The organism is Acinetobacter sp. DSM 11652 (genome assembly GCF_900109815.1).
Classification (GTDB): domain Bacteria; phylum Pseudomonadota; class Gammaproteobacteria; order Pseudomonadales; family Moraxellaceae; genus Acinetobacter.
This window is the reverse complement of record NZ_FOBK01000008.1, coordinates 73,057-93,227: the sequence shown is the minus strand read 5'-3', so window position 1 is coordinate 93,227 and position 20,171 is coordinate 73,057. Positions and strand designations below refer to the sequence as shown.

The 20,171-nt window shown below is 38.6% G+C and carries 17 protein-coding genes and 1 tRNA gene; 7 read left to right on the top strand and 11 right to left on the bottom strand.

The features are described 5' to 3' along the window. Positions 1-127: 127 nt before the first annotated feature. Both BMW42_RS09255 and ompR read right to left on the bottom strand, forming a co-directional pair. On the bottom strand, positions 128-1,588 hold the full coding sequence (locus BMW42_RS09255) for an ATP-binding protein (RefSeq protein WP_092767308.1): 1,461 nt from the start codon (positions 1,586-1,588) through the stop codon (positions 128-130). Between the two features lie 107 nt (positions 1,589-1,695). Then, a complete protein-coding gene (gene ompR, locus BMW42_RS09250) occupies positions 1,696-2,460 on the bottom strand; it encodes an osmolarity response regulator transcription factor OmpR (RefSeq protein WP_092767306.1) in 765 nt (254 codons plus the stop codon). A 482-nt stretch (positions 2,461-2,942) separates the two neighbouring features. On the opposite strand from ompR, the gene BMW42_RS09245 reads away from it, so the two are divergent. After that, positions 2,943-5,309 (top strand): Tex family protein, encoded by a 2,367-nt coding sequence (locus tag BMW42_RS09245; RefSeq protein ID WP_092767304.1) that lies wholly within the window; start codon positions 2,943-2,945, stop codon positions 5,307-5,309. 198 nt (positions 5,310-5,507) lie between these two features. After that, positions 5,508-7,703, top strand: coding sequence for a bifunctional SulP family inorganic anion transporter/carbonic anhydrase (locus tag BMW42_RS09240; RefSeq protein ID WP_092767302.1), 2,196 nt, complete (start codon positions 5,508-5,510; stop codon positions 7,701-7,703). 58 nt (positions 7,704-7,761) lie between these two features. Here BMW42_RS09240 and BMW42_RS09235 read toward each other — a convergent pair whose 3' ends face one another. From BMW42_RS09235 to BMW42_RS09220, 4 genes are all read right to left on the bottom strand, one after another. Beyond that, on the bottom strand, positions 7,762-8,079 hold the full coding sequence (locus tag BMW42_RS09235; protein WP_092767300.1) for a hypothetical protein: 318 nt from the start codon (positions 8,077-8,079) through the stop codon (positions 7,762-7,764). Between the two features lie 113 nt (positions 8,080-8,192). Next, entirely contained in the window at positions 8,193-8,492 is a 300-nt protein-coding gene (locus BMW42_RS09230; RefSeq protein WP_035263939.1) for a hypothetical protein, read from the bottom strand. A 116-nt stretch (positions 8,493-8,608) separates the two neighbouring features. Continuing rightward, entirely contained in the window at positions 8,609-9,496 is an 888-nt protein-coding gene (locus BMW42_RS09225) for an SDR family NAD(P)-dependent oxidoreductase (protein ID WP_092767298.1), read from the bottom strand. A gap of 241 nt (positions 9,497-9,737) precedes the next feature. Then, on the bottom strand, positions 9,738-11,015 hold the full coding sequence (locus BMW42_RS09220) for an O-acetylhomoserine aminocarboxypropyltransferase/cysteine synthase family protein (protein WP_092767295.1): 1,278 nt from the start codon (positions 11,013-11,015) through the stop codon (positions 9,738-9,740). A gap of 298 nt (positions 11,016-11,313) precedes the next feature. On the opposite strand from BMW42_RS09220, the gene ettA reads away from it, so the two are divergent. Next, complete coding sequence (gene ettA, locus BMW42_RS09215) at positions 11,314-12,975, top strand: energy-dependent translational throttle protein EttA (protein WP_035263944.1); 1,662 nt, start codon at positions 11,314-11,316, stop codon at positions 12,973-12,975. 51 nt (positions 12,976-13,026) lie between these two features. On the opposite strand, the gene BMW42_RS09210 is transcribed toward ettA, so the two are convergent. The 5 genes from BMW42_RS09210 to BMW42_RS09190 all read right to left on the bottom strand — a co-directional run bounded on the left by BMW42_RS09210 (position 13,027) and on the right by BMW42_RS09190 (position 16,080). Then, a complete protein-coding gene (locus BMW42_RS09210) occupies positions 13,027-13,332 on the bottom strand; it encodes an SEL1-like repeat protein (protein WP_051586493.1) in 306 nt (101 codons plus the stop codon). Between the two features lie 160 nt (positions 13,333-13,492). Continuing rightward, complete coding sequence (locus BMW42_RS09205; protein WP_035263946.1) at positions 13,493-13,834, bottom strand: membrane protein; 342 nt, start codon at positions 13,832-13,834, stop codon at positions 13,493-13,495. A 105-nt stretch (positions 13,835-13,939) separates the two neighbouring features. Further along, positions 13,940-14,015: transfer RNA gene (locus BMW42_RS09200), tRNA-Glu, on the bottom strand. Between the two features lie 114 nt (positions 14,016-14,129). Then, positions 14,130-15,638 carry a glutamate--tRNA ligase gene (gene gltX / locus BMW42_RS09195; protein WP_092767293.1) on the bottom strand — a complete coding sequence of 503 codons (1,509 nt, stop codon included), beginning with the start codon at positions 15,636-15,638 and terminating at the stop codon, positions 14,130-14,132. Positions 15,639-15,765: 127 nt separating this feature from the next. Continuing rightward, a complete protein-coding gene (locus BMW42_RS09190; protein WP_092767291.1) occupies positions 15,766-16,080 on the bottom strand; it encodes a hypothetical protein in 315 nt (104 codons plus the stop codon). A gap of 405 nt (positions 16,081-16,485) precedes the next feature. Between BMW42_RS09190 and BMW42_RS09185 the strand changes: the two genes are divergently transcribed. From BMW42_RS09185 to ftsL, 4 genes are all read left to right on the top strand, one after another. Further along, the gene (locus tag BMW42_RS09185; protein WP_092767419.1) at positions 16,486-17,460 is read left to right on the top strand and encodes a sulfate ABC transporter substrate-binding protein; all 975 of its coding nucleotides are present in this window, start codon (positions 16,486-16,488) and stop codon (positions 17,458-17,460) included. Between the two features lie 239 nt (positions 17,461-17,699). Continuing rightward, positions 17,700-18,716 (top strand): sulfate ABC transporter substrate-binding protein, encoded by a 1,017-nt coding sequence (locus BMW42_RS09180; RefSeq protein ID WP_092767289.1) that lies wholly within the window; start codon positions 17,700-17,702, stop codon positions 18,714-18,716. A gap of 184 nt (positions 18,717-18,900) precedes the next feature. Continuing rightward, on the top strand, positions 18,901-19,824 hold the full coding sequence (rsmH, locus tag BMW42_RS09175; RefSeq protein ID WP_092767287.1) for a 16S rRNA (cytosine(1402)-N(4))-methyltransferase RsmH: 924 nt from the start codon (positions 18,901-18,903) through the stop codon (positions 19,822-19,824). Next, positions 19,824-20,168 (top strand): cell division protein FtsL, encoded by a 345-nt coding sequence (gene ftsL, locus BMW42_RS09170; protein ID WP_092767285.1) that lies wholly within the window; start codon positions 19,824-19,826, stop codon positions 20,166-20,168. Before rsmH ends, ftsL begins: the two co-directional genes overlap by 1 nt. Positions 20,169-20,171: the final 3 nt, after the last annotated feature.

Sequence of the window (20,171 nt, the reverse complement as noted above, 5' to 3'; positions counted from 1 at the left end):
GGTCTAATTTTTTCAAAAAATGCGGATATAAAGATATATTATGGTTTGTAAGATATTGTTTTTTATTTTTAATTTTCATTGTGGTGAATAATTAAACCAATTCAACTGTTCAACTATTCACCATTCATCAAAATCGTTCGGTGATGGTTTGCCTGATTTTATCTAAGGTGCTATTGGTTGAAATATCAGCAACTTGAGGTGTTGAAAGGGGCAGTAGAATGATAGCTTCAAGACCTCCTTCAGGACGATTATGAATTTTTAATTCACCTTCATGAATATCGACAATTCGTTTTACAATGGCTAAACCAAGACCACTCCCTTGGATGGTACGTGCTTCATTGCCACGTACAAAAGGTTGCATAAGGTCTGCAATTTGATCTTCTGGGATTCCATCACCGTGATCAGCAACACAAATTTTTAGATGATCTCCCTCGACTTTCGCACTTAGCTCAATGGGTTCAGCACCATAACGCTTAGAATTATTAATTAAGTTACCAATTAAGCGCTTGAGGGAAAGCGAACGAGCAGTAATCAGTGGGAGTTCTTCTGGTTCAAAGCGAATATCCAGGGGTTTAAACTGAATAACCAATTCTTGCAAAAGGGTATTGATATTGGTTTCTTTTAGGTCTTCATCTGAACCATCACGCATGTAAGAAATAAACTGATTAAGAATGGCATCCATATCATCCACATCAAAGATTAAGCCTTCTTTCAAGAAGTCATCATCTGACATCATTTCAGCACTCAGTCGAATTCGAGTGAGCGGGGTTCTTAAATCATGTGAAATACCAGCCAACATAATTTGACGATCACGTTCAGTGAGCTCCAATGTATAAATCATATGATTAAAGGCTTGGTTGACTTGGCGGATTTCCAAAGGTCCGTGGTTCGTCTCAAGATAGGGGGCTTTTCCAGTTTTACTATAGCTATTTGCTGCATTTTGAAGTCGGCGTAGTGGGCGATTGAGCTGTCTCACTAAAGTTAAGATAATCATGGCTGAAATCAGCGGTACGCCAAGAAACCATGCCAAAATCAATTCGGGGCTATAATTTGCATAAGTTTTTAACGGTTCTTGAACCCAATTCCCGTTCATTTCTGGGGTTTGAATCCAAATACGTGGGCTAGGTTTAAATTGGAAATAGACGGTGACCTCAGGCACGTCGAGCTCTTTGGCCAAACGTTTTTCAACTTGGTTCGTAAAGAATTCAGCAATGACTTTATCGCGCTGGTTGGGGAACGCAGCAGGGTCTGTAACGTATTCAATTCCAACACGCTGTTTTAACCATGTGTCAACATCAAGTTCAGTGTCACCATGAAAAATTCGAAGGTCGGGGTTGTTGATAATTTCGAGTTCAACCGCAAGGTAGCGTGCATGCTGTTGAATCTCTGGTAAATAGAGGGTTTTCCAAAAAAACCAAAGTGACATAAACAGACTAAAGAACACCACAAAAACAACCAAAACTGTTGTTCGCATTGCAGCGGAGCGCGGCTTGATTTTGTCAAGAAAGCGTTCCCATTTCGTTCGTTTTCGCTCTGAATACGCAACAAATTCATTAAATTTTTGTGGGTCAATAGGATCAAGTTTCACGGTCTAACCTGAGAGTTTGGGCTTAAAAAGAATAAGTGCATGTAATTGTTTAATACATAAAATAAAGACCCCGACATCATTGATGGCGGAGTCCATTGTTTAAAAAATTATTCTGCACCATCTGGTACGAATACGTATCCCACACCCCACACCGTTTGAATATAGCGTGCACGAGCCGGATTTTCCTCGATTAAACGACGTAAACGAGAGACTTGAACATCAATAGAGCGTTCCATTGCTCCCCATTCACGACCACGTGCCAAATTCATTAATTTATCACGTGTCAACGGTTCACGAGGATGTTGCACCAATGCTTTGAGTACTGCGAATTCACCAGTAGTTAAGGTCACCACTTGACCCTCACGAGTCAGTGTTCGAGTCGATAGATCGAGTGACCAAGGACCAAATGAAACCACTTCAACATTCTGGCTTGGTGCCCCAGGAACCTCACGCACTTGTCGACGTAGTACAGCTCGGATACGAGCTAACAATTCATTTGGGTTGAATGGTTTTGGTAGATAGTCATCAGCACCTGCTTCAAGCCCTGCAATACGATCAGAGTCGCTACCACGTGCAGTGAGCATAATAATAGGCGTGTCAATGTTAGACTGCCTTAAACGACGACAAATGCTCAAACCATCTTCTACAGGAAGCATAAAATCTAAAACGATGAGCGAGAAAAGTTCACGTTGTAATAACCGATCCATTTGCGTGGCATCATGTGCGGTTTTAACCACAAAACCTTTATCTTCTAAAAACCGTTGTAAAAGGGTACGAAGACGCACATCATCGTCGACGACCAGAATGCGTTCAACTCTGTCAGTGTCATTGTATACTACATCAGTATTTTCAGCAGGTACAACTAAACTCATGATGCACTCCCTTAAAAGTTGTATTTATAAATAGTCATTTGTCTCAGTATAATGCCTAAGTTCTTGTTAAGACTATGTATCAAATTGCTCAAAATTACAATTTTAAGTGTGTTCTGAAACCAAATCACAACATGTATTGACCTGTTTTTAAGCAAATAATTTAAAATAAAATCGCTATTCAATATGAAGCTAATTTGAAGTGGTATTGAAAGCAAAAAATTTACATCAAAATCAGAAAAATAAAGTGATTATAAAGAGTTAAATGTTTTAGTTCATTGTCAAAGTGATGACACAATGACGCATTACACTCAAATAATTGATCAGAGATCTCACTAGAAGCTTTTTCTCTGGGAGATAAAACTAGAAAAATTGAGACTTTTATTTAAAATTTCATTGCAAATATTCAAAACAATTGTGGATTTTATAGTCTCGGTCTTTATAATCACTAACTTTTAGTCCTTATCCTTGTGGAATTTAACACGATGACTGACTTAGTTCAGCAGTTGGCAAGTGAACTTGCCGTACGTCCAAACCAAGTAGAAGCTGCCATTAAGCTGATTGATGAAGGTTCTAGTGTTCCATTTATTGCACGTTACCGTAAAGAAGTAACTCAAGGCTTAGACGATACGCAGTTACGTCAACTGGATACCCGATTAACTTACCTTCGTGATTTATTTGAACGCCGTGAAAAGGTCATTGAATCACTGAAAGAACAAAATAAACTCACGGATGATTTGTTAGCTCGCGTCAATGCCGTTGAAACAAAAAATGCATTAGAAGAAATTTACGCACCGTATCGCCCAAAACGTACGAGTAAATCATTTAAAGCAAAAGAGGCTGGTTTAGGCCCAATCGCTGAAAAAATCTATAATGAAAATGTTGAACCTGCAGAAGCTTTAGAAGGATTTAATCATGAAGATTATCCTGATTTAGAGAGTCAATTAGACGCTGTTCAGCATATTCTCATTGATGACTGGGCACAAAATATTGCACTCACGACAGAGCTTAAAGCGATGTTTGCAAAAACAGCAGTGTTAAAAAGCTTAGTTGCTAGTGAAGAGAAAAAAGAAGTTGGTAAAAAATTCCGTGACTACTTCGATTTTTCTGAAAATTTAAACAAAGTTCCATCACATCGCTTATTGGCAATGTTACGTGGACGTCAAGAGAATGTACTCGGTCTAAAAGTTGATGGTGAAAATGATGCTCCTTTGGCGCGCATTGAAACTGAATACAATCTTGATCAAGTTCAACCTCAAGCCCGTCAAGATTTTCTGAAGCAAACTGCAAAATTATTCTGGCTCGGCAAAGTCCGGCCTACAATTGAGCATTCACTTCTGACAGAAAAGCGTTTGGCTGCTGAAGCAGAAGCAATGCAAGTATTTGCAGAAAATTTACGTCATTTACTTTTATCTGCACCAGCAGGTTCACGTACTACTTTAGGTGTGGATCCTGGTATCCGTACAGGTGTGAAATTGGCTGTCGTGAATGCATCTGGAGATGTATTGGCACACAGCACGATTTATCCATTCGCACCTAAAGAAGATAAAGAAGGGTCGATCAATGAATTGGCACGTTTATGCCGTGAATTCAATGTTGAGCTAATTGCTATTGGTAACGGTACCGCGAGTCGTGAAACAGAAGCTGTTGTTGCGGAAATGATGGCTGCTCATGCTGATCTTAAATTAACGCGCGTGTCTGTATCTGAAGCAGGTGCTTCAGTATATTCAGCATCTGAATTGGCTTCACAAGAATTACCAGATTTAGACGTATCGATTCGTGGTGCAGTATCTATTGCGCGTCGTTTACAAGATCCATTGGCTGAACTTGTGAAGATTGATCCTAAATCAATTGGTGTAGGTCAATATCAACATGATGTGAATCAAACAGGCTTGGCAAAAACGCTCGAAGCTGTAGTGGAAGACTGTGTGAACTCAGTCGGTGTAGATGTAAATACAGCATCTTCAGCGATTTTGGGTTACATCGCAGGATTAAACAAATCTATAGCACAGCAAATTGTAGACTACCGTAAAGAGAATGGTCGTTTTGATAATCGTCAAGATTTGAAAAAAGTACCACGCTTAGGTGAGCGTACTTTTGAGCAAGCTGCAGGTTTCTTACGTATTCAAGATGGTTCAGAACCATTGGATGCATCAGCAGTTCATCCTGAGTCTTATGGTTTAGTCAACAAGATTGTTGAAGCGAAAGCGACCACTGTAAAAGATATTATTGGCAATACTGAAATCATTCGTCAGGTTAAACCTGAAGAGTTTGTTGATGACAAATTTGGTTTACCAACGATCCAAGATGTTTTGGCGGAGCTTGAAAAACCAGGTCGTGATCCACGTCCGGAGTTCCGTACAGCGAAGTTCCGTGATGACATTACTGAGGTTTCACAACTGACTGAAGGCTTAGAGCTTGAAGGTGTAGTGACCAATGTAACGAACTTTGGTGCATTTGTTGATGTTGGTGTTCATCAAGATGGTTTAGTTCATATTTCAGAACTAGCGAATGAATTTATTTCTGATCCACATAAGTTTGTGAAACCAGGGCAAATTGTTCAAGTGCGTGTGTTACAAGTTGATGTGGAACGTAATCGTGTTAATTTATCGATGCGTCCTGCAGGATCTGAAGCACCTGCGAAGGCACCGCGCCAGCCACGCCGTGAAACTCAAGGCCAGCAAGAGCAACGTGGTGAGCGTAAACCACACGCGAAGCGTTCTCAGCAAGCACGTCCACACGGTGATCGCCCACAACATGCGAAAAAACCTCAGCAGCAGAAACCACAAGAACAGAAGATTGGTGGTTTAGGTGCATTATTATTACAAGCAGGGGTTAAAGGTTCGAAGTAATCTTTAATCAGGTAAAAAACCTCCCATATGGGAGGTTTTTTTATGCTTATGTTTTTAAATAAATGAAGAACATCAAGGTGATTTATTTTAAATGTAAACTTTAAGATGGTATAAAACAACAAGAAAAACTTAATAATCAATTAATCACTTCAAAATTATTTTTAACTTTATAAGTCATATAATTAAGAGAAATTAAACATGAGTATATCTCAAAATAAAGGGCTGAAACCTCGATTTTATAGTCGTGATTTGCTCTCAGGTCTGGTTGTTTTCCTTGTTGCACTTCCGCTTTGTTTGGGCATAGCTCATGCATCAGGTGCACCACTCATTTCAGGCATTATTGCTGGCGTGATTGGTGGAATCGTTGTTGGTTTTTTTAGTGGCTCACATATCAGTGTATCTGGTCCCGCTGCAGGCTTAGTGGCGATTGTATTGACCCAAATTGAATTACTACAAGGTAATTATCAAGCCTTTTTGTTCACATTGTTTTTAGCTGGAATTTTACAAATATTATTTGGTATTTTTAGGTTAGGTGTTTTCTCAAATTTCGTACCCACCAATGTGATTTTGGGATTGCTTGCCGCGATTGGTCTGTTACTGATTATCAGTCAATTACCTAAATTGATTGGTTTGGACGTCAAAGGATTTGCTTTGATTGATCAATGGTCAATTCAATCTGTACTGAGTCATATTGATATTGGCTCAGGATTAATTGGTCTAAGTTGTATTGCGTTAATCCTACTGTGGGATAGTAGTAAATTAAAAAAGCTGCCGCTGCCTTCAGCCTTGATTGCGGTTATATTTGCTGGACTTCTTAACTTTATCATGTTGAAAATCGGCTCTCCATATGCAGTAAACCCTCAACAATTGATTAATCTTCCGAATATCTTTTCTGGTTCAGAAACGATTTTCCAGTTTCCAGATTTTTCGTATTGGAATAATAGTTTAATTTATACGGGTGCAATTACATTAGCGGTGGTAGCTTCTCTTGAAACACTATTGAATTTAGAAGCTGCCGATAAGATGGATCCACAAAAGCGCTCATCACCACCGAATCGTGAATTATTTGCACAGGGTGTTGGAAACTCTATGTCAGGATTGATCGGTGGTATGCCGATTACCTCAGTCATTGTTCGTAGTTCAGTGAATGCAACCAGTGGAGCTAAAACCAAATTTTCTGCAATCTTTCATGGTTTTTTACTGATTGTTGCAGTGGTGGCGCTCACCCCATTAATCAATGCGATACCGCTATCTTCATTGGCAGCAATCTTAATCTTGACTGGATTTAAATTGGCAACACCAAGCCTATTTAAACGGATTTATGCGCAAGGTTGGAAACAATTTTTACCTTTTATTGTCACGGTAGTTGCAATCATTGCAACTGATTTACTGAAAGGCATCATGATTGGTCTAGTGATCAGTTTATTGATTATCTTACAGAGTCATTTACACCGTGGTGTACGTGTGATCCATGAAAAACACTTGCATGGTTCACTTACCCGTATTGAATTAGCACCAAATTTAAGTTTTTTAAATCGTGCCGCACTCGTCACCGCTTTAGAAAAAGTTAAACCGCATGAAAATGTGCTAATCGATGCATCCAATACCTATTATATTGATCCAGATATCTATCAAATTATTAAGGACTTTCAAAGTGAAGTGGCGGTAAAGCAGGGGATAAAAGTTAATTTACAAGGTTTTAAAGCACATTATCCTGAGATAAAAGAGGACGAGCTTGATCTTGATGTGAGTACGCAAGAACTCCAAAAACAGCTCAGTCCTGATCAAGTTTTACAGATGCTAAAAGACGGGAACTTGCGTTTTATTAATCATCAGCGTTTACACCATAATATTGCTCGCCAAATTCAAGTTACGTCAAATGCAGGGCAACATCCTATTGCTGCAGTGTTGGGTTGTATGGATTCTAGAGCACCGACAGAGCGCATTTTTGATGTAGGAATCGGTGATTTATTCAGTTTGCGTATTGCTGGAAATATTGCTGGTCAAAAAATCGTGGGCTCTTTAGAGTTTGCATGTAAAACCAAAGGTTCAAAACTGATCGTGGTATTGGGGCATACGGACTGTGGTGCGGTAGGATCTGCTTGTCATTTATTTGAGCAAAAAGTGGATTTGAGTCAACTAAAAGATACACCGAACGTTCAGCATTTTTTGAAGCCGATTATGCAGGCGGCGGAAACAGTCAAAAATGATATGAGTAATTATCAACTTACAACCAATTTTATTGATGCCGTAACTGTGTTAAATGTGCGAAATAATATTAATTATATTATTAAAAATAGTGACACGTTAAGAGACATGATTGAGCGTAAAGAGATTGGGATTGTTGGCGCAATCTATGATGTGAAATCTGGTCAAGTCAACTTTTTATCTTAAATGATCTCATTTCATCAGTAAGTGATATTAAAAACCTCCCAAATGGGAGGTTTTTAATTTATCCATTAATCATGGGGACAATCCAGCTGGTTAAGATCAATAAAATCCCGAGATGACCTAATTTTCGTGAAATTTTTACGAATTTTGGAACTGATTGTTCGATCTTTTGTGCATAGTCTTGTAGGTTGGCAGCTTTAGTTTGGCGGCTATGCCACAAGAATACGGCAAGATCGATACAGATGAGAATAGTTCCTACATCTGCGACTACGTCTAAAACTTTAAATTCTTGAGTATAAAAACCGAGAGTAACTTGATAAATGAGGAATATCGCAAATGCGATGGCTGCACATTGCAGCACTAAAGCTAAACCACGCATAAGTACAAAGCATAAAATCAATAAGATGCAAGGTTTATAACATAACTCTGCCGCCTAACGAATGATCTCAAAATTTTTTTTACGCCTAGATTTGAACCCAATCATGATTAGCACTAAATAAGATTCGGTAAGATCAAGCTGAATGCAATAGTGCCTAAACCTATTTTTGACAAATGATATGCATAAGACTTTGGTGCTTTGGCATGATTCATCTGCTGTTGATCCAATTCAGTTTTATTTTGAGCATCGGCTGGTTTTATGTTGAATCCCAGCTCAAGCAAAATTAAAAATAAACCTAGCTGTAATAAGGTGTCGAATGAGTAATGTTGCTGAATAATCATGCTCATGATTTGAGTAAAAATCAAAACAGCAACTGCTAGAAAAAATAATCTAAAAAAATAAATTTGAGCCATGACAAACTCCTATTTTATGTTTTGATCATGGCATTTAATTCTTAAAGAATAATTAAAATCACACAGTGAAAATGTAACAAGATCATCTCACAAAGTATTTAAATTAACTTGTTCGATCACCAATGTTCGCCAGGAAATAGTCGGGCATATGCACGCTGTACAATGTTTAATTTCTCTTGGCGACCGACAGAAGCAGTAGAGCTTGGAAATAAATTAAATCCAATCGACATCAATTTATTATTAATATCAGGTGCAATTGCATAAGTAATTGATGCAAGTTTTCCAAGACCAGTCGCTACCTTTTTTGGACGGTTCACAATAGCACCAGCGATTAAATCTGCAGCTTGATTCGGTGAAAGTGCTGGCACGTATTTATATATTTTAGTTGGAGCGATCATCGGCGTTCTGACCAAAGGCATGTAGACCGAGGTGATAGCGATATTATGCGCATGGACTTCAGCTGATAGGCAACGGCTAAATGCATCCAATGCAGCTTTTGAAGCGACATATGCAGAGAAGCGTGTAGCATTGGCTAATACACCAATTGAACTAATATTAATAATATGTCCACGTTCACGGTCTATCATATGTGGAAGGATATTTAAAATGAGGCGAACAGCACCAAAATAGTTGAGTTGCATCGTGCGTTCAAAATCGTGAAAACGGTCGATGGACTCATGGACTGCACGGCGAATCGAACGACCTGCATTATTAATTAAAATATCAATATGTGTGACGCTATTGAAGATTTGTTGCGTTACAGCATCGATTGAACTCATATCATTCAAATCACAAGGAAAAATGTCAGCTTTTCCCCCTTTTTGCTCAATCTCATATTTTACTTGTTGTAAAGTTTCCTCAGTTCGTGCCACCAATAATACATGCGCACCTGCCGCAGCCAATTGATGTGCAACAGTTAAACCGATACCACTGGACGCGCCTGTAATCAGAATATTTTTTCCATGGACACGTTTTTTAAAACGCTGTTCTAATTTTTTATTCACTTCATTCTCCTTGTAAATGCAATGAATTGTGGAACACGTATTTTTAAACGTGTCATACAAATCAGCATAGTGGAAAAATGAAAATAAACCATGGCATAAGTTTATGAATTTATTGTAAAAATTAGAGTAAATACTCTAATTTTTTATTGTGGTAATACGAATAAAATAATTGAAAAAGACGATATGGTAAATGAGGATAAAGCCCCAGTCATGAGGCTTTATTTCTAATGTATTACCAAGATTAAACTTGAGCGAGCGCTTGTTCTAGGTCGGCGATTAAATCGTCAGCATGTTCGATTCCAATAGATAAGCGAACCATATCCGTAGAAACGCCAGCAGCTTTTAACTCTTCTTCATTCAGTTGGCGATGCGTTGTAGTTGCTGGGTGACATGCTAAGCTTTTTGCATCACCGATATTCACCAATCGTGTGAATAATTGTAGGGCATCTATAAAGCGAGTTCCGCCTGCTAAGCCATCCTGTACACCAAATGAAAGAATTGCTGAAGGTTTGCCCTTAACGTATTTCTGAGCTAAAGCATGTTGCGGGTGATCAGGTAGTCCTGCGTAATTTACCCATTTTACTTTTGGATGAGCTTGTAAATATTGAGCAACTTTTAAAGCATTTTCAGTATGACGTTCCATACGTAAACTTAATGTTTCTAAACCTTGCAGGATTAAGAAAACATTTTGTGGGCTAATCGCTGCACCTGTGTTGCGTAATGGCACGACACGAGCACGTGCAATATAAGCTGCTTCACCAAGCGCTTCGACATAGTTCACGCCGTGATAGCTTGGATCGGGCGTATTTAACGCTTTAAAACGATCTGGATATTTACCCCAAGGGAATTTACCGCTGTCAACAATGATACCGCCGATCGAATTACCATGTCCGCCGATGTACTTGGTTAGAGAGTGAACAACAATATCTGCACCAAATTTAAAAGATTTTTGAAGCACTGGTGTAGCAACTGTATTGTCCACAATTACAGGAATGCCAAGTTCATGTGCAAGCTTAGAAATCGCTTCTAAATCAATAATATTGCCGAGTGGATTACCAATAGACTCAACGAAGACTAATTTAGTTTTTTCATCAACAAGTGCTCGCAAACTTTCTGGATTTTGATAATCGAAGAAGCGCACTTCGATCCCTTGTTTTGGTAGCGTATGTGCAAATAAATTATATGTACCACCATAAAGTGTAGATACAGAAGCGATATTGTCCCCAGCTTCAGCAATGGTTTGAATGGCATAGGTAATGGCTGCCATACCTGATGCAAGTGCTAATGCGCCGATCCCACCTTCGAGTGCTGCAATACGTTGTTCAAGCACAGCAGTCGTTGGGTTCATAATCCGTGTATAAATATTCCCAGAGACCTTTAAATCGAATAGGTCTGCGCCATGTTGCGTATTATCAAATGAGTAAGACGTCGTTTGATAAATGGGTACCGCAACTGCTTTAGTCGTTGGTTCAGGTGAGTATCCAGCATGGATGGCGAGGGTTTCGTCCTTATATGTCATTTTGAGATCTTCTTGTGGTTTAAAAATTGTTCAATGAGAATATAGCACCCTAATCATATTATAAAATTTATAAAATATTGAAAAAGTTATCTAAAATTCTCATATGTTGCTCATTTAAAAGCCATATTCTTGTGCACTTTGAATGGTAAGTTTGATGAAAAAATAAACTTGTAACATTCCTTGCAAGTTCGGGCGTATGGCTTATGTTTTTATCGTATTCATCGTATAATGCTCCCTAATTATTTGTCCGCGATTTGTATTTACAGCGGATTTTGTTTTTTTTATAGAGGAGTCCTACGTGGCCCAATATATTTACACGATGAACCGTGTGTCTAAGATGGTTCCGCCTAAGCGCGAAATCCTTAAAGACATCTCTTTATCATTTTTCCCGGGCGCTAAAATTGGTGTTCTTGGTTTAAACGGTGCAGGTAAATCTACCTTGCTTCGTATTATGGCTGGCGTAGATAAAGATTTCTCTGGTGAAGCTCGTGCACAACCAGGTATCAAGATCGGCTACCTTGAGCAAGAGCCGCCATTAGATGAAACAAAAGACGTTCGTGGCAACGTTGAAGATGGCGTTCGTGAAGCACTTGATGCATTAGCTCGTCTTGATGAAGTTTTCGCTGAATATGCAGCTGAAGATGCCGACTTTGATGCACTTGCAAAAGAGCAAGAAAAGCTTGAAGCAATTATTCAAACTTGGGATGCGCATAACTTAAATAACCAGCTTGAACAAGCAGCGGCAGCGTTAAACTTGCCAGCTTGGGATGCTGATGTCACTAAATTGTCAGGTGGTGAGCGCCGTCGTGTGGCACTTTGCCGTTTGCTCTTGTCTAAACCAGACATGTTGCTTCTTGACGAACCGACGAACCATTTGGATGCATCATCTGTTTCATGGTTGGAACGTTTCTTAAAAGATTTCCCTGGTACAATCGTTGCGATTACGCATGACCGTTATTTCTTGGATAACGTTGCTGAGTGGATTCTTGAGCTTGACCGTGGTATGGGTATCCCTTATCAAGGTAATTATTCTTCTTGGTTAGAGCAGAAAAATGCCCGCTTAGAGCAAGAACAGAAGCAAGAAGAATCTTTTGCTAAAGCATTGAAAAAAGAACTTGAATGGGTTCGTTCTAATGCAAAAGGTCAGCAAAAGAAAAATAAAGCACGTATGGAACGCTTTGAAGAGCTTAACTCTCGTGAATTCCAACAACGTAACGAAACGTCTGAAATCTACATTCCACCTGGTCCACGTCTAGGGAACAAGGTTGTGGAAGTTGAAGGTATCAGCAAATCGTTTGGTGATCGTACGCTTTACAAAGATTTATCTTTTGTTGTTCCACCTTGTGCGATCGTGGGTATCGTGGGTGAGAACGGTGCGGGTAAAACCACACTATTCCGTATGATGACAGGTGAATTACAACCTGATACAGGTACGGTAACGCTAGGTGAGTCAGTTAAAGTGGCTTACGTGGGTCAGATTCGTGACACCTTAGATAACAATAAAACGGTTTGGGAAGAAGTTTCTGGCGGTTTAGATATCTTACGTATTGGTGAATATGAAATCGCATCACGTGCATATATTGGTCGTTTTAACTTTAAAGGCCAAGATCAGCAGAAGCGTGTAGGTCAATTGTCAGGTGGTGAGCGTAACCGTTTACAACTTGCGAAAATTCTACAAATGGGCGCAAACGTTATCCTTCTCGATGAACCATCGAACGACTTGGATATCGAAACTTTACGTGCGCTTGAGGATGCAATTTTAGTATTCCCAGGTACTGTAATGGTCATCTCGCATGACCGTTGGTTCCTAGACCGTATTGCAACGCACATCTTGTCATTCGAAGGTGAAACACCAGAATTCTTCACAGGAAACTATGCTGAGTTCGAAGAATACCGTCGTAAACGCGATGGCGATGATCTAGTGGCTAAGCGCCAAAAATATCGCAAAATTGGTGGTTAATTCCATCTAATAAAAAAACCAGCCTTCAGGCTGGTTTTTTATGAATTAATTTTATGAAAATGCTAAAAGACTATAAGCTTGAAGTAGAGTTCTTTTTGCATTTTCATTTCCAGCATTCGCTGATTGGTTCAGCCATTTTTCAGCAATTTGATAATTTCGATCCAAACCTAGTTCACCATTTAAGTAACTCAGACCTAATTGGTATTGTGCTTCAGCATTCCCACGTAATGCATCACGTAGGTATAACCACATTTGATTTCGAGGGTTTAAGGATGTGGATGGCTCGAGATTGGATAAATTAGCTGTTCGAGTACGTTTTAGATCAAAGAATAGTGATTGAAATAGTTTTATTATCATTATATGGTTCTCCTTGCTTATCCATGCAAAAATGAGATCTATTTCATTAAATTATGCTCTTTTGAAGGTTTTGTCTACTACTCATATATAAAATTTAAATTTATTTAATTATAAGTCCTTAAAGCTCAAATGAGCTTTAAGGAGAGATGAAAATAAACAATTAATTTTCCCATTCGTGATTACATTCACGGCATTTCCATTTCTTTTGAGATTGCATGAAGGCTTGCATCGAAATTTTGAAATCTGGTAAATCTTTCCAGAACATCACACCCGCTATCACTGCAATTAAAAATACGATCACAGTTGCAATTTGAAGTGTCTCACCAGCACCATTACTAAAAATCATTAATACAACGCTAATAATGACCAATAATAGGAGTAAAAATAGAGTGGGTACGAGGATGATTAAGCTTTTAGGAACATTTGGTCGTACAGCAGGTGCATTGGCACTTGCTAAAGGAAGAATTTTACGACTTTGACATTTAGGGCATTGGTACTGCATGAGCGCTCCGTATTTCTTTTGCTTAATTCTATAACATCGAAACTAAAATCAAAAATGTATAGATGAAAAAAAACCACTGATCTAGGTCAGTGGTTTTTTAGAATTTGGCGTCCCTACGGGGATTCGAACCCCGGTTACCGCCGTGAAAGGGCGATGTCCTAGGCCTCTAGACGATAGGGACTTATGAGGCAACACAGTCAATGCTATAAAAGCAATCTAGGTATCAAGCTAAGTGCTCAATCTGTGTGAGCGCTATATTAGGGATATAACACTCATGCGTCAATAAAAAAATTAATTAAGCTTCATCAACTGCATCATTTTTCGGCAATTTTAAGCTTTCATTCAATTTTTCCCACACTTTAAGCTCTTTTTTACTTGGACCGCCAACGATTTCGAGTGCATGACGCAAGCGAGCAAAAGTCAAGTCAGGACCAATGGTCACCATGGTTTGCATCACTGGCGTTGAAGCAGTAGAACCCGCAATGGCAATAAAGAACGCAGGCATAAAGTCACGTAATTTAATTTCCATTTGTGCAGCTAAATCCATTAGCGTTTGGCTAACAGTGTCATTATTCCAAGTAAATAAGCTTTCTAAGCGCCAAATTGCAAATTGTAGGCTTTGACGAACTTGCTCTTCAGATAACTTTTTACTTTCGAATTGTGCTTTAGACAGTGTAGGGAAGTGATTAAAATAATGTGCTGACCAATTCACTGCTTCAGACAATAGGTTAATACGTGGTTGGATTGCGGCAGCAATCTCTTCTAACTTGGCACGATCTGCCTTCCACGCCAATAAAGTATCTAAAAGCTCAGCAGGGCTAAGTGCTTTGATCCATTGACCGTTTAACCAATTGAGTTTTTCTACATCGAAAATTGGACCCCCAAGCGATACACGTTGGATGTCAAAATTCTCGATCATCTCAGCCAAATTGAACTTTTCGCGTTCATCTGGCATTGACCAACCCATACGACCCAAATAGTTTAATAATGCTTCTGGTAATACACCGATATCTTTGTAGTAATTAATTGAAGTTGGGTTTTTACGTTTAGATAGTTTTGACTTATCAGGGTTGCGTAATAATGGCATGTGGCAAAGCACAGGCATTTCCCAACCAAAATATTGGTAAAGCAATTGGTGTTTTGGTGCAGATGGAATCCATTCTTCACCACGAATCACGTGAGTGATTTCCATTAAATGGTCATCAACAACGTTTGCTAAGTGGTAAGTTGGTAGGCCATCAGTTTTCAGCAGAATTTGCATGTCGACTTGTGCCCATGGAATTTCTACTTCACCACGGAGTAAGTCGTTAAATTTACAAACTCCTTCTTCAGGTACTTTCATGCGAATAACATGTGGTTCGCCAGCCGCTAAACGTCTTTCAACTTCTTCTGGCGTATGTTTTAGACCACGGCCATCATAACGAGGAGACTCACCACGTGCTTGTTGTTCTGCACGCATTTGATCTAATTCTTCAGCAGTGGCAAAACAATAGAATGCATGACCTTTTTCAACCAGTTCTAACGCATATTTTTTATAAATATCCATACGTTCAGATTGACGATATGGCGCATGAGGGCCACCCACATCTGGACCTTCTGACCAATTTAAACCTAACCAGCGCAATGAATCGAGAATCATTTTTTCTGATTCAGGTGTTGAACGGATTTGGTCTGTATCTTCAATACGTAAGATAAATTCACCGCCATGCTGTTGAGCAAAGCATAGGTTAAATAATGCGATATAAGCAGTACCTACATGGGGGAAACCTGTAGGAGATGGTGCAATACGAGTACGAACTGTCATAGCCAGAAAAAGTTATCAAATAAAAATTGGTTTTATTATAGCAAAAAGCCCAGTGGCTTAATGATTAATTCATTAAATCGGACTGGGCTAAATTTGACTCAATTGGGGAGATTGAGAAAAATGGTGCTTAAGATGTGTGCTGAGGAAATAAACTTTGTAAAAAACGCGAAAACTGTTGGTGTTGCGATGCTAGGAAGTTTTGCGTTGGAGCATTCTTAATAGAGGTGATCACTTTAATCTGATCCATCTCTGAAGAAGGTTTGTTCTCAGCACGTTCACGTTTTTGTTGAGTCAATGCGCGTTCGATAGGTGTTAATGACTTTTCAGCAACACTAGAGTTTTGTAGTGATTTAGCAGGATTTTGTAACGCTGCTGCATGTGTCTGGCTCATACCAAAAACACATAAAGTTAAGCTTAACGCTTGTAAATAGCACAAATTCATTTCAATTTTCCCCTATTTTGAATTTATTGTAAGAGTAATTAGGTTTACATTTTAAACATAAAATTCACAAAAGTACAAATGCATCACACTTTCTTACAATTTGTTATTCAACAATCCTTAAGTTACTCAACCTGTAGCTGAAATAAATTTTGCCTCTTTTTATCAATAAAATATGGAGATTTGGTGAAGATATGATGTTATGAGGTAAATTTTAAAGAGAATATAAGTGATAAAAATGCAATTCATATGAAGAAAATGTATATAAAATTTAGATATTTACAATGATTTAATTCGTCTATTGAATACATTGTGACTGAAGTAAATAAAAAATATAGTGCAATTCATAAATGTAATAAAAAAGAGATTTTAATGAATAAGCACTTTTTCAATAAATTATTGGGCACAATGAGTATTGGGGCATTGTTGTTCAGTATGACTGCACAGGCGAATACATCATTTTTAAATGTTTCTTATGATCCCACTCGCGAATTTTATCAAGAATATAACCAAAGTTTCGGTGAGTTTTGGAAAAAACGTACTGGTCAAGACGTGCAATTTAAGCAATCTCATGGTGGATCTGGGAAACAAGCACGTGCTGTAGCAACAGGATTACAAGCAGATATTGTGACCTTGGCACTTGCAAATGATATTGAAGAAATTGTAAAAGCAGGTTATATCAATAAAAATTGGCAAAAAGAATTTCCCAATAATTCAGCACCCTATACATCTACCATCGTTTTTTTAGTAAAAAAGGGCAATCCAAAAAATATCAAAGACTGGAATGATTTAGTCAAACCAGGTGTTGAGATCATTACCCCGAACCCAAAAACAGGTGGTGCGCCACGTTGGATTTATTTATCTGCATGGGGTTATGCACTTAAACAGCCTGCCGGAAATGATGCCAAAGCTCGTGAGTTAGTCAAACGATTATACAAAAATGTCAAAGTGTTAGATTCAGGAGCCCGTGGATCACTCACGACTTTTGCTGAACGTGGAATTGGTGATGTTTTACTGTCTTGGGAAAATGAAGCGCTCTTAGCGACGCAAGGTTTGGGGCAAGATAAATTTGAAATTATTTATCCATCCATTTCAATTCTAGCTGAGCCTTCTGTTGCCATCGTAGATAAAACCGTAGATAGAAATGGGAATCGTAATCTCGCAAAAGGATATCTTAACTATCTGTATTCACCTTTGGGGCAGGAATTAGCTGCTAAACATAATTTTCGACCACGTAATGAAAAAATCGCAGCTAAATACAGTACTAAATTTCCAAAGGTACAATTATTTACCATCGATAAAGTATTTGGTGGTTGGGCGAAAGCGCAGCAAACGCACTTTGTAAATGGCGCGATTTACGACCAAATTTCAGCAGAAAAATAATCTATTTTTAGAACTTATGTGAATGGATCGCGATATGCTATCCATTTTTAATTATAAGAAATGCATAAAATACTATATATTTGAATATAGACTGTATTTAAGATGATTTATGAATTAATTCATAATCTTGAAAGAAAAATGGTAGCAATATAACTTAAATCACATGTCCAAATTAAATTGATGAATATGATTTTATTTCATATATTTAGACTAATTATGTATATCTAGATTTTTTGACTATGAAAACTCAATTTAAAGCCTTGCTTTCAGCGGGCTTACTCGCAACAGGATTATCGTTCAGCGTATCTTCTCAAGCAGCACAACGTGATTTCCTGAATGTATCTTATGATGCGACTCGTGAATTTTATGATGAGTTTAATCATTCATTTGGTCAATATTGGCAGTCAAGAACTGGAGTGAAAGTCAACTTTAAACAATCTCATGGTGGCTCAGGTAAACAAGCACGCTCTGTGGTTGATGGCTTGAAAGGTGACGTTGTCACTTTGGCTTTGGCAAATGATATTGAAGAGATCGTGAAATCGGGTCAAATCAATAAAGGATGGCAAAAAGAGTTCCCTTATAACTCTGCACCTTATACATCAACCATTGTTTTTATGGTGCGTAAAGGTAACCCTAAAAAAATTCATGATTGGCAAGATCTTGTTAAGCCGGGTGTAGAAATCATCACACCAAACCCTAAAACAGGTGGACTACCACGCTGGGTATATTTATCAGCTTGGGGTTATGCACTCAAACAACCAGGTGGTAATGAAGCGAAAGCAAAAGACTTTGTTGGCAAGATGTACCATAACGTCAAAGTGATGGACTCTGCGGCGCGCGCTTCTATGACGACATTTGCTGAGCGTAAAATTGGCGATGTGTTGCTCACTTGGGAAAATGAAGCACTGGTCACTCAAAAAGCCTTGGGCAAAGATCAGTTTGATATTGTTTATCCATCTATTTCTATTTTGACAGAGCCTTCTGTTGCCATCGTTGATCGTACTGTAGATAAAAATGGCAATAAATGGTTGGCAACTGGCTATATCAACTATTTATATTCACCATTAGGTCAGGAGATGGCTGCTAAGCATTTCTATCGTCCGCGTAATGCTGAAGTGTTAGCAAAATACTCAAAACAATTTCCTAAGTTAAAAACATTCACCATTGATGAGGTTTTCGGTGGTTGGGCAAAAGCACAACAAGCACATTTTGTGAATGGTGCGATTTTTGATCAGATTTATAACAGTCGTCGTTAATATACTGAAGTAATTGAAAATTAATAAAAAAGCCTCCAAGTGAGGCTTTTTTATTTGAACATTCCAGTGAATGAAACGGTTTTGCCTATAGAAAGTAAAATTTACCTACAAAAAGTCGTTTGGAGCTTTATTAAAACAAGGTAATAATGTGCAGTTAAATTTTTAGATGTTCTGAAACGTTATTATGTCGCATATTTCTGTATTACTTCATGAAACTGTAGATGCCCTATTGGGTGGGCGTAATACAGGGATTTATGTAGATGGCACCTTTGGTCGAGGAGGTCATACTCGACTTCTCTTGTCCAAATTAGATGAACATTCTCGTGTCTATGCCTTTGATAAAGATCCGCAGGCTTTGGCTGTGGCTGCTCAGTTAGAACAAGAAGATCCAAGATTTACCATTATTCATGCAAGTTTTGCAGATATTAAAACAGCCTTAAATCAACGTGGTGTTGAAACTGTGGATGGTGTTATGGCAGATTTGGGTGTGTCATCGCCACAACTTGATCAGGCCGAACGTGGTTTCAGCTTTATGAAAGACGGTCCATTGGATATGCGAATGGACAACTCTCAAGGCCTAACTGCAGCGCAATGGTTGGTTGAAGTTGATGAAGAGCATTTAGCGAATATTATTTTTCAATATGGTGAAGAAAGATATAGCCGCCGCATTGCGAAAGCGATTAAAGCAGCAGGTTATATTGAGAGTACAAGTCAATTGGCTGAAATTGTAAAAGTTGCCCATCCGAAATGGGAAAAGAATAAGCATGCTGCGACACGTACATTCCAAGCAATTCGAATTGAAATCAATAAAGAATTAGAAGATGTGCATGCTTTTTTACCTGAAGCACTGGATATGCTTCATAATGGAGGTCGATTAGCGGTCATCAGTTTCCATTCCTTAGAAGATCGAATTATTAAACAATTTATTCAAAAAGAGTCGACTTTAGCTGAGGATGATGGTTGGGGCTTACCTCAGAAACCTAAAGAAACTCGTCGTTTGAAAAAAATTGATCGCGTACGTGCGAGTGAAGAAGAAGTGAAACAAAATCCGCGTTCTAGAAGTGCTTGGTTGCGAGTTGCAGAGCGAATAAATTTTAAAGGCGAATAATGAAAAAGGAAAAAGACGTAGAACAACAGGAACTGGTAGCAACGACCTTGGTGCGTAAAAAAATACTGATCTATAGCGTTTTAACCGCTATGGTCATGGTGAGCGCATTTATGGTGGTCTATCAGGTCTATTCTTATCGTCAAGATTTTCGTGAATTCAATACGCATATGCGTGAGCTTGAAGACATCAATGCTGAATGGGGTCGTCTACTTATTGAGCAACAGACATTTGGAGCGACTGCACAAATTGGGACACGTGCAGTGACACAATTACGTATGTATTCACCACCAACATCACAGACTGTGGTGATTTCACTTCCTGCTGAAACCGCGAAAAATCAATAGGCA